Here is an 11,604-nt window from a genome sequence, read left to right on the forward strand (position 1 = left end):
TAAATAAAAGAGACCAACTCTATTGTCTTTTACACTCTCATCTCCGCACCGTCCTACTTTACCACTCTTGCAAAGAGCAGTATCATCAGCGAAGAAGAGCTTAACTGCTAGGTTCGGAATGGGGCTAGGTGGGACCTCTTCTCTATCAGCACGAAGATGACAATGTAAAAAAAGCCTAAAGAATCTTAAAATAAGAAGAAATGGAAGAATTGTTTGCTTAAAGATTCTTAAAGTAATAATTTCACAAATAACTTTTATTGTTCTTTAGAGTGCTTACACTCATTAAGGCAGTGGCTTATCTAATCAATTAAGCCAATCGGTCTATTAGTAGTAGTCAGCTAAACATATTACTATGCTTACACCTCTACCCTATCAAGCAGGTAGTCTTCCTGCGACCTTCAGGGAAAGTTCATCTTGGAGTTGGCTTCACGCTTAGATGCTTTCAGCGTTTATCACATCCATACGTAGCTACGCTGCGATGCCCATAGCAGAACAACAGCTACACCAGTGGTATGTCCATCCCGGTCCTCTCGTACTAGGGACAGATCTCCTCAACTTTCCTACGCCCACGGCAGATAGGGACCGAACTGTCTCACGACGTTCTGAACCCAGCTCGCGTACCGCTTTAAATGGCGAACAGCCATACCCTTGGGACCTGCTCCAGCCCCAGGATGCGATGAGCCGACATCGAGGTGCCAAACCTCCCCGTCGATGTGAGCTCTTGGGGGAGATCAGCCTGTTATCCCCGGGGTACCTTTTATCCTTTGAGCGATGACCCTTCCACACAGAATCACCGGATCACTATGACCGACTTTCGTCTCTGCTTGACTTGTTTGTCTTACAGTCAGGCTGGCTTATGCCATTACACTCTACAAATGATTTCCAACCATTTTGAGCCAACCTTTGCAAGCCTCCGTTACTTTTTAGGAGGCGACCGCCCCAGTCAAACTACCCACCAGGCATTGTCCTACTAGAGGATAACTCTAGCTAGTTAGCAGACAGAAACATTAAGGGTGGTATCTCAACGATGGCTCCATCTCTACCGGAGTAAAGATTTCAAAGCCTCCCACCTATGCTGCGCATAATGTTCCCATCGGCAGTGCCAAGCTGTAGTAAAGGTCCACGGGGTCTTTCCGTCTTGCCGCGGGTAGGAGGAATTTTCACCTCCACTACAATTTCACTGAATCACTCTTTGAGACAGCTCCCATCTCGTTACGCCATTCATGCAGGTCGGTATTTAACCGACAAGGAATTTCGCTACCTTAGGACCGTTATAGTTACGGCCGCCGTTTACTCGGGCTTCAATTCATAGCTTCATCTTGCGACTGACTAATCCTCTTAACCTTCGAGCACCGGGCAGGCGTCACACCTTATACTTCCTCTTTCGAGTTGGCAAAGTGCTGTGTTTTTGGTAAACAGTCGGGAGGGACTCTTTGCTGAGACCTACTTGCGTAGGCACACCTTATCGCGAACTTACGGTGTTAGTTTGCAGAGTTCCTTAAAGAGAGTTCTTTCACGCGCCTTAGAATACTCATCTCATCTACCTGTGTCGGTTTGCGGTACGGGCAACATTAGCTAAACTTAGAGGCTTTTCTTGGCACGACGATCTTAACAATTCTCTCTTCCATCCGAAGACTTCAAAGAGCCTGTTGGGTTTGGGATACGGGAGCGGATTTTCCAATCTCCTAACTTGCACCTTTCGACTGACACTTCTATCCGTCAGCTTGTCTTGACCCTATGCGTCCCCACATCGCACACTAATATTGGTATTGGAATATTAACCAATTTTCCATCGACTACCCATTTCTGACTTGTCTTAGGACCCGACTAACCCTACGATGACGAGCATAGCGTAGGAAACCTTAGATTTTCGGCGAAGTGGATTCCCACCACTTTTATCGCTACTCATTCCTGCATGCTCACTTCTATACGCTCCACCACTCCTTACCGGTATGGCTTCAATGCTGTATAGAACGCTCTTCTACCACTGTGCATCAGCACAATCTACAACTTCGGTGTCTATCTTAGCCCCGTTATATTTTCAGCGCAGAATCACTAGACCAGTGAGCTGTTACGCTATCTTTAAAGGATGGCTGCTTCTAAGCCAACCTCCTGGTTGTCTGAGTAACTCCACATCTTTTTCCACTTAGAATAGAACTTTGGGACCTTAGTTGGTAGTCTGGGTTGTTCCCCTTTAGACGATTGATTTTATCACCCACCGCCTGACTCCCAAGATACGGTAATAGGTATTCGTAGTTTGACAGGGGTTGGTACCGCGGTGAGCAGCCCTAGCCCAATCAGAGCTCTACCCCCTATTACTATCACTTGAGGCTATACCTAAATATATTTCGAAGAGAACCAGCTATCACTGAGTTTGATTGGCCTTTCACCCCTATCCACAGCTCATCCCAACCCGTTTCAATGGGTACGAGTTCAGTCCTCCGGTGGGTGTTACCCCACTTTCAACTTGGCCATGGATAGATCACTCAGCTTCGGGTCTGCAGCATCTGACTAAAACGCCCTATTAAGACTCGCTTTCGCTACGGCTTCACATTAGTTTAACCTTGCCAGATACCACAACTCGCAGGATCATTATGCAAAAGGCAGTCCATCACCCTGATAAATCATAGGGCTCTGAATGATTGTAGGCAAATGGTTTCAGGTTCTATTTCACTCCGCTCACTGCGGTTCTTTTCACCTTTCCCTCACGGTACTGGTTCGCTATCGGTGTAGTAGTAGTATTTAGGGTTGGAGAGTGGTCTCCCCTGCTTCAGCCCGGGTTTCACGTGCCCTGACCTACTCTGGATACTGCTACCTAAAAATACCTTTTCATATACGGGACTATCACCCTCTATGGCTATCCTTTCCAGAATGTTCTATTAAGGTATTTTAGTGGATATTGCAGTCCACAACCCCCAATGCAAGCATTGGGTTTGCCCTTTTCCCCGTTCGCTCGCCGCTACTAAGAGAATCTCGTTTGATTTCTTTTCCTCTAGCTACTGAGATGTTTCACTTCGCTAGGTTCGCTCCATTTAAGGTAATATCTATTGCTAGATATTGGGTTGCCCCATTCGGAAATCTATGGCTCAAAGCTTCTTGACAGCTCCCCATAGCTTATCGCAGTCTAGTACGTCCTTCATCGCCTCTACTACCCAAGGCATCCACCATTTGCCCTTCACAAGCTTAACTGACTTTGTATTCTTTTACGCCACTGCCTTAATGAATGTAAATCTCTATTAATTAAAATGTTGAATAGATTAAGACTAATGAAATAAACTAAAAAGCTAAGATTTAAGACTGAACTCTTTTGTTTTATTAAAAAGACTAAAGTCCATTACATTTCTTAGATTCTTATGGATTCTTAAAATCTTGATTAACCTTTAAGAGTAAAAATAGAATCTATTTCTTGATTCTTATCATTCCAAAGATTAGATTTATAAAGATTCCAATGATTTTATTTTATCTTTTAATCTTTTGCCATAACAAATTAAGAAATATCTTTCATTAAAACAATCGTTTGGTTATTTGCGTGATTGTAGTTATTACTTATATTAGGCTTTAACAATGAGTTGTGAAAAGAACACATTTTGAAAAATGGAAATGAGATTATACAGAAATAAACTTAATTATAAATTAAGAATCTTATGAAAGAATAAGCAACGAAAAACATTATGAGAGCGATAAAGCCATCTACGATTCTAGTCATTTTATAAAGTATATGGCTCAATTTCAAGGCGCTATACCCCACACCAAAAAACCATAAAAAAGACGCAACCAATGCTCCACAAGCAAAAATAATTTTGTCATCAAAACTCAACATTAACGCGGAAGCACCCACGATAAAAATGGTATCCAAATACACATGAGGATTCAAAAGCGTAACTGCTAGAGTTAGAAAAATAGTTTTTTTAAGTGATAGTTTATTTGGCTGTTGCATTTCAAAAGAGGATTGTGCAAAAATTGCCGCTTTAAGGGATAAGAATCCGTAGCATAAGACAAATAGGATTCCAATGATTGTAATAGAAAGATTTAAAATCCGATTTTTAGCTAAAAATTCTCCTACACCAAAGATTCCAAGATTCATCAAAACAACATCGCATAAAAAACAAATTCCGCTTACAACAAAGATATGATTCCGACTAATACCTTGTTTAATGACAAAAGCATTTTGTGCTCCAATGGCGACAATAAGAGAGAGGGAAAGCAAGAATCCTTTAAAGAAAGTTAGCATAGGGTTAATTCCCTTGTGTAATTTTACTTTGCCGATTCTGTGTTATGCAATTCTTATAACGCGAAAATACATTGCATTTAAGATGCGTCAAATAGGCTACTTTGGCGAAAAGCTAAAGGTATAAATTATACTGATTACATTATTAAAGTAAATTAAAACTTATATTCAGTTCAAATCAGATTCTAAAAACTTTAGAATCTTTATGGCGCAAGCCAATAGCTCTTTACTTTTCACGCATTTCAATGCGTCTTTGCCATATTGCGACAACGATGACTAGCACAATATATACAATTTGCGCAAGCATTCCCTGAAGACTATTATAAAAGCCAAGAATCACTATACTAGGAAGAGGTAAAATATCTTGCGAGAGCACATTTGTTAGTTGCAAAGCATGCACGCTTACTCCTAAAATTTTGAATCCGAGTGCGTAAATCAACCAACTCATCACCTTAAACATTAAATGAATCGGCAATTTTTGTGCAAAAATTTTCATCAAATAGGCAATGACAATTAATCCCAAAATCGCAGCACCCACGCCACTTAAAAACGATTCCATTGTAATTTGTGGCATCATACCCGCATAGAATAGGATTGTTTCTGCTCCCTCACGAAATACTGCCAAAAATGCAAGCCCACTTAGCCCAAACAAGCTTCCTTGTGCGAGTGCCTGCCCCATTTTACTTGAAATATAAGACTGCCAACCCGCTATGCTACTCTTGCTATGCAACCACGCCCCTACAAATATCATCACGACTACCGCTACAATTCCTACCGCACCTTCCAAAATCTCACGATTCGTGCTTGCTGCTGCGAGAGGAAAAACTTGCGCCAAGATTATCGCCACAATCAAACTAAATCCTATGCCAAGAATCGCTCCTCCAATCACCCAATATTGCCCACGTGCCTGGTTGGCTGCTTGCAGGCTAGCAAGTAAAGCCATTATGATTAAAAGTGCTTCTAACCCCTCTCGTAACAAGATAATTGCTGCGTCAAATGCTGTGTATCCCGCGCTAATATCAAGTGCTTCTATGGATTCAATGAGATTCAAGAATCGCTCTAAATTTTCTTTGCTCGCGCCTTTTGCAGCAATTTCCGGAAGCTCTGATTCAATCCTATTATATAATCCACCATCTCTTGTGCGCACTTCACCTTCAAAGATAGGCCATTGGGTGATAAAAGTAAAAATTGCATCTTTTGCAATGGATTCATTTTCTGGAAAATCTGCAAGTGCGCGGCGCAAAAGTGCCAAACCATCAAGTAAATTTTGCGGCGCACCCTCTACACTTTGCGCCTCTAAAACATTTCCTTTAATGAAGTCATTTAAGGCAGAACCAAGCTTTTGAAGTTGTAGATTCATCGCGTCAAAGTCTGGCACTTCACTCACCATTGCCACACGATAAAGAGCTAAAGCTGTTTCAATTTGCCCATAATGTCCAGCACTCGTATCGCCCACTACCCTCTCATTACGTTGCCATGTATCATAGAGCCGTTTATAAAGCAGTGGCAATTCCTCTATGTTTTTTTCTTCTGTTGCTCTCTCAAACTGCTTAAACACAGGTATTACACGTTTTTCAAATTGCTTTCTTTTGGCTTCATAATCCACAGGATTTTGTTCTTTTTCAAACGCAAGAAGTGCAACTGAAAGGGATTCTAAATTTTCTAACTTTGGATTTTTTAGTGCGATTTCTAAAGTCTCATTCACTTGCATTCTGCTTTGAGAACTTGGAGTAGGAATCGCATCAAATTCTGCCTTAAAATTCTCCAAAATCGGTATAGATTCAATCTCATTAGAATTTTTTGCATTCTCCATTGCATCAGAAATCATCACAAACAAGTGCCCAACACGCACTTGAGCATTTGTAATTTGCGAAAAGAAACATAAAAAGAAAAGAATTAAAAATTTTTTCATCATAACAAAATCCTTGAAGAATCTTTGCAATTAGCCTAAAAGAGCGCGTCCGATATAATCTCCACTTCTTTTGCTCACCCCGCCAAAGCAAGCAAAAAGCCCACTTCCAATATGGGTAATATACTCATTCATTCTATCCACATTTCCCAATGTGTTTTGAATTTTTATAAACTGCATCGGGTCTTTTTGGAATGAAATAAAAAGCAATCCCGCATCAAATTGTCCCGTGCGTGTATCTACACCACTTGCAAACGAAAAGGAGCGGCGCAAAATCTGGATTCCTGTTTTTTTAGCCAAAAAGACATGAGAATCCTCCGGCATAATGCGCTTACCCTTTTCATCTTTTGCCTCAATGTCCGCCTCTTCAAATTCGGTATTTTTGCCATAAGCAGCACCAGAATCGCGTTTGCGCCCAAAAGTATCATTCTGTCCTTTTAAATGCGTTCTATCCCAAGTTTCAAGGTGCATTTGCACACGACGAATCGCTAAATATGTACCATTATCAAGCCAACTTCCATCTTTAACCCAAACAACTTTGTCCAATTCATTTTTAGTAGGATTGATTGTGCCATCTTTGAAAGCAAAAAGATTACGTGGTGTTTCGCTATTTTCATAAGAATTAAAGCCCATTTGCGACCACTTCATCGTAACTTTCAAACGAGCCACTCGCACGAGATTCCGTACAGCATGAAAAGCGACTTGTGGGTCATCAGCACACGCCTGAATACAAATGTCCCCACCGCTAAATTCTGGGCGGAGTTGGTCTCGCGGAAAATGTGGCAAATCTTTTAAGGAAGCAGGACGAACAGATTTTAAGCCCAATTTGTCAAAGAAGCTTGCCCCCACTCCAAAGGTAAGTGTCAGATTGTAAGGATTTAGTGAATCTGCCTCTCCTGTATCGTGGGTTGGCACAAGGAAATTTTTGCTATAAGGAGCGATATTTTCGCCCATTGTTAATTTACTTGCATAAGTCGTCCAAGTTTGGAAAACCTCTTTGATTTCAGAACGAGAATTTGTGTGCAAATCAAGCACTAAAAAATAAATATGTTTTTGCGCTGGAGTTGCGATTCCTTGTTGATGAATGCCAAAAAATGGATATTGATTTGCGGTAGTAGGAGACATTCGTGGAAGCATAGATTGAGAATCCGCATACATCATCATAGGGGCAAAAGCCCCAAGCGTTGCCATACCCTTTAGAAACTTACGGCGGTTTAAAGTTTGCATTTTTCACACCTTATTCTAAGATTACGCCCATTTGGGAAAGAGGCTCACCCAATTTATTTACAGCTTCTGCAAGTGCTTTAATATCTGCTTGAGATAATTTGTCATATCCGACAAAATCATATCCATTTTTAGAACGATTATGTTTTGCAAGAAGTGTATTAACTGCCTTAAACTGTGTTTCAATTTCATTGGCTAGTTTTTTATCTTTTTTGAGCAAATGGGGGCGAAAAAGCTCATAAATTTTTTCTGCGCCTTCAATATTCGCTTGGAAATCATAAAGGTCTGTCTTAGAAAAAATATCCTCTTCGCCTGTGATTTTGCTTGTGGAAACTTCGTTGAGCAAATCCACTGCGCCTGTAAGCATTAGCTCTGCATCAACTTTTGCTGTTGGAATTTTTGCACGCAATTCTTTAATATCAAGCAAGAGCTGGTCTGCTGTGGCTTCAGTACCTTCTGTCGTGTTTTTCTCCCACAAGATTTTTTCAATTTTATGGAATCCACTCCAATCCTTTTCCCCTTTGCCCTCTTCCTCAAGGTCTGCCAAACGCGCATCAATGCGTGGGTCTAAATCACCAAAGCTCTCGGCGATTGGTTCGCTACGTTCATAATACATTCTTGCGAGCGGATAAATTGCCTTTGCATCTTTCACATCACCGCTTTTTAAAGCCTTAACAAACTTTTCTGTATCCGCCAAAAGCAAATCAATCTGCTCAATTACAAATTGGCGATATTCCTTAGTCTCCTTGCTTAAATCTACTGCGGCGTTCGCAAATTGCAAACTGCCCATAAATACTAATGCAACCAAACCTGTGGTAATTTTACGAATTTTCATTTCTTATCCTTTGTTTTTATGAGTTTTATTAAAAACACTTACAATTATGAGAATTGTTTTTAATAAACGGGGCGAATTATAAAGTGATTTTTCTTAAATAATTATAAATAATAAGAATCTTTTTCATTATTAATAATGGGGTAATATTGTAGCCTTAATGACGAAAACTTCCACTTCGTCATTAAGATAATTCATAGAATTTCTAGTCTTTTGAGCTGGATAATAGAATCCTAAAAACTACTTCTTTGGTGGAGCAAAACTAATTTGGTATCAATTTTATATTCTATGCTTTCACATCAAGCGCGATTCCATTTTTCATAGCATTTGCGATCTCAAGCTGCAATGCCTTCGCGTTGTCGCCGCTTAGGCTAAACTGAAAGCTTCCGCCGACAGCCTCCGCGACAGCATTTGTCGCTAGCGTTTGCCCCGCTTCTCCGCGTTGTTTCAATTCCTCGAGCCGCTTCTCCTCCTCTCTCTTTTCCTCAAGCCGCTTTTGTTCGAGCCGCTCTTGCTCTTTCTTTTCCTCTCGCTTCCTCTTCGCGTTTGCCGCGGCAATCTTGCCGTCAGGGTCGCTGCTACTGCTACTCATCATCACGATGTTACCATCGCCATCAACGCTATACCCCACATACGTGAGCGTCCCCGCAAACATCGATGTGTTCAGCGACTGCATCGCCTCGAGATTCTCCTCGAGCCACTGCATTTTTTCGGGGTCATCGAGTGCCTTTTGCAAAAACGCGGGCGAAACATCGATAGACGCGGGAATCCCCTCAATCGTCTTGTTAGCGCGATTGACGCCATACCTCTCGCCCAAATATTTCGCATAATCGGCAACACTAGTGAAATCCTTTTGTTTGGAATCATTTGTGATAGTTACTACCGCCATATCCTCTGTTTCTGTATAACTCACCAACCTTGCGCCCATTGCTTGCGCATTTCTTTTTGCACTCTCATATCCACTAGGGACACCATTGAAAGCATTTGTTTGATTTATCTGCATATTTACTCCTCCATATTTTGACTGCATCGGTTATTTTTCGCAAAACTATGTCCCCCATAAACTCCCTTTTAAAGAAGCAATTATGCCCCCCCCCCCTAAAAAACAGCTTAAAGTTAGCTAAAATCAGAATATTGATGTTTTAAAATTTCTCAAACGCAGATTATTCACTCCAAGCACTGATGAGATGACAATCAAATAGCAGAATCACAAATATAGTTTAATTCTGCAAATAGAATTTATATTACTAAAAATTTAAAAAGAGGGATTGTTGAGCAGAAAAATAACGGGGGATAATCTCTGACAACTAAGCAGGAATATTAACAAACAACTTAAAACCAAAGAGACGAATCTTTAGTCTATTCTCTTGAAAGGAGGTGATCCAACCGCAGGTTCACCTACGGTTACCTTGTTACGACTTCACCCCAGTCGCTGCATCCGCCGTGGGCGGTAGCCAGTTTGGCATTCCGACTTAAGGCGAATACAACTCCCATGGTGTGACGGGCGGTGAGTACAAGACCCGGGAACGTATTCACCGTAGCATAGCTGATCTACGATTACTAGCGATTCCAGCTTCATGTAGTCGAGTTGCAGACTACAATCCGAACTGAGAGAAGTTTTTGAGATTTGCTCCATTTCGCAATATTGCATCTTTTTGTACTTCCCATTGTAGCACGTGTGTAGCCCTAGGCGTAAGGGCCATGATGACTTGACGTCATCCTCACCTTCCTCCTCCTTGCGAAGGCAGTCTCCTTAGAGTGCTCACCTTAAAGTGTTAGCAACTAAGGACGAGGGTTGCGCTCGTTGCGGGACTTAACCCAACATCTCACGACACGAGCTGACGACAGCCGTGCAGCACCTGTTTTCAAGTTCTAGCAAGCTAGCACTCCGCTATCTCTAGCGGATTCTATCAATGTCAAGCCTAGGTAAGGTTCTTCGTGTATCTTCGAATTAAACCACATGCTCCACCGCTTGTGCGGGTCCCCGTCTATTCCTTTGAGTTTTAATCTTGCGACCGTACTCCCCAGGCGGAATGCTTAATGCGTTAGCTGCATTACTGCCCTGACAAGCAGGGCAACAACTAGCATTCATCGTTTAGGGCGTGGACTACCAGGGTATCTAATCCTGTTTGCTCCCCACGCTTTCGCGCATCAGCGTCAGTTATGTTCCAGCAGGTCGCCTTCGCAATGAGTATTCCTCTTGATCTCTACGGATTTTACCCCTACACCAAGAATTCCACCTACCTCTCCCATACTCTAGAATAATAGTTTCAAATGCAGTTCTATGGTTAAGCCATAGGATTTCACATCTGACTTATTATCCCGCCTACGCGCTCTTTACGCCCAGTGATTCCGAGTAACGCTTGCACCCTCCGTATTACCGCGGCTGCTGGCACGGAGTTAGCCGGTGCTTATTCGTTAGATACCGTCATAATCTTCTCTAACAAAAGGAGTTTACAATCCGAAAACCTTCATCCTCCACGCGGCGTTGCTGCTTCAGGCTTTCGCCCATTGAGCAATATTCCCTACTGCTGCCTCCCGTAGGAGTCTGGACCGTGTCTCAGTTCCAGTGTGTCCGTTCACCCTCTCAGGCCGGATACCCGTCATAGCCTTGGTAAGCCATTACCTCACCAACAAGCTGATAGGACATAGACCAATCCTTTAGCGAAAAACTTTCCCTCGTAAGGAGTATCCAGTATTAATCACCGTTTCCAGTGGCTATCCTAGACTAAAGGGCATGTTATCTATGCATTACTCACCCGTGCGCCACTAATCCACTCTAGCAAGCTAGAGCTTCATCGTTCGACTTGCATGTATTAGGCACGCCGCCAGCGTTCACTCTGAGCCAGGATCAAACTCTCCATAAGAAATTGATTTCTTTAATGAATCAATGAAATAAAATTAGCTTTTAAAGTTTAAATTAAAAGCTAAATCGTGATTCTTTAATTTAAGAATCACATTAGGTTAAGTTTGTCCTAAAATCTCAAAATCTCTGTTTAGACTTTTGTTTTACAAGTGAATGCAAAGCAAGTTTATCTATTCTGCAAAATAGATTCTATATCATCAAAAGATAATGTAGAAACTTATACTTTACAATCTATAAAACTACAAAGTAATAAATGAGTTTATGTTGTTAAGATTTAGAAAATTAAGAATGTTGTTCTTATATTTCCTGCTTAGTTGTCAAAGATCATTTTAACTTTAAATAATAATGTAATAATATGAAATACATTACAAAAGTTAAAGAACATTTTTACTCTAAAGATTTTTAGCGCAAAAAAGGAAATGGAATTATATCTAAGTTAGCTTAAGGGGAGTTGAAATAAATTAAGATAAATAAAAATAATGGAGAAGTTCATCAGGAATTAAATGATTGGATTATTGAAAATGTTATTATAAGGGGGGGGAATC

The 11,604-nt window shown here is 41.2% G+C and carries 5 protein-coding genes and 3 rRNA genes; all 8 read right to left on the reverse strand.

All coding sequences use genetic code 11. The annotated features are described in order from the left end of the window. Positions 1-40: 40 nt before the first annotated feature. A 5S ribosomal RNA gene (gene rrf / locus HDT10_RS01740) occupies positions 41-156 on the reverse strand. A 147-nt stretch (positions 157-303) separates the two neighbouring features. Beyond that, a 23S ribosomal RNA gene (locus HDT10_RS01745) occupies positions 304-3,189 on the reverse strand. A 433-nt stretch (positions 3,190-3,622) separates the two neighbouring features. After that, positions 3,623-4,231 carry a LysE/ArgO family amino acid transporter gene (locus HDT10_RS01750; protein WP_290879348.1) on the reverse strand — a complete coding sequence of 203 codons (609 nt, stop codon included), beginning with the start codon at positions 4,229-4,231 and terminating at the stop codon, positions 3,623-3,625. Between the two features lie 223 nt (positions 4,232-4,454). After that, entirely contained in the window at positions 4,455-6,143 is a 1,689-nt protein-coding gene (locus HDT10_RS01755) for an FTR1 family protein (protein ID WP_290879351.1), read from the reverse strand. A gap of 27 nt (positions 6,144-6,170) precedes the next feature. After that, the gene (efeB, locus tag HDT10_RS01760) at positions 6,171-7,364 is read right to left on the reverse strand and encodes an iron uptake transporter deferrochelatase/peroxidase subunit (RefSeq protein ID WP_290879353.1); all 1,194 of its coding nucleotides are present in this window, start codon (positions 7,362-7,364) and stop codon (positions 6,171-6,173) included. A gap of 10 nt (positions 7,365-7,374) precedes the next feature. Beyond that, on the reverse strand, positions 7,375-8,196 hold the full coding sequence (gene efeO, locus HDT10_RS01765; protein ID WP_290879356.1) for an iron uptake system protein EfeO: 822 nt from the start codon (positions 8,194-8,196) through the stop codon (positions 7,375-7,377). Between the two features lie 283 nt (positions 8,197-8,479). Next, a complete protein-coding gene (locus HDT10_RS01770; RefSeq protein ID WP_290879357.1) occupies positions 8,480-9,196 on the reverse strand; it encodes a DUF6033 family protein in 717 nt (238 codons plus the stop codon). A gap of 367 nt (positions 9,197-9,563) precedes the next feature. Next, positions 9,564-11,060, reverse strand: a 16S ribosomal RNA gene (locus tag HDT10_RS01775). Positions 11,061-11,604: the final 544 nt, after the last annotated feature.

Origin of the sequence: Helicobacter sp. (assembly GCF_014799995.1) — a bacterium.
Lineage (GTDB): Bacteria > Campylobacterota > Campylobacteria > Campylobacterales > Helicobacteraceae > Helicobacter_D.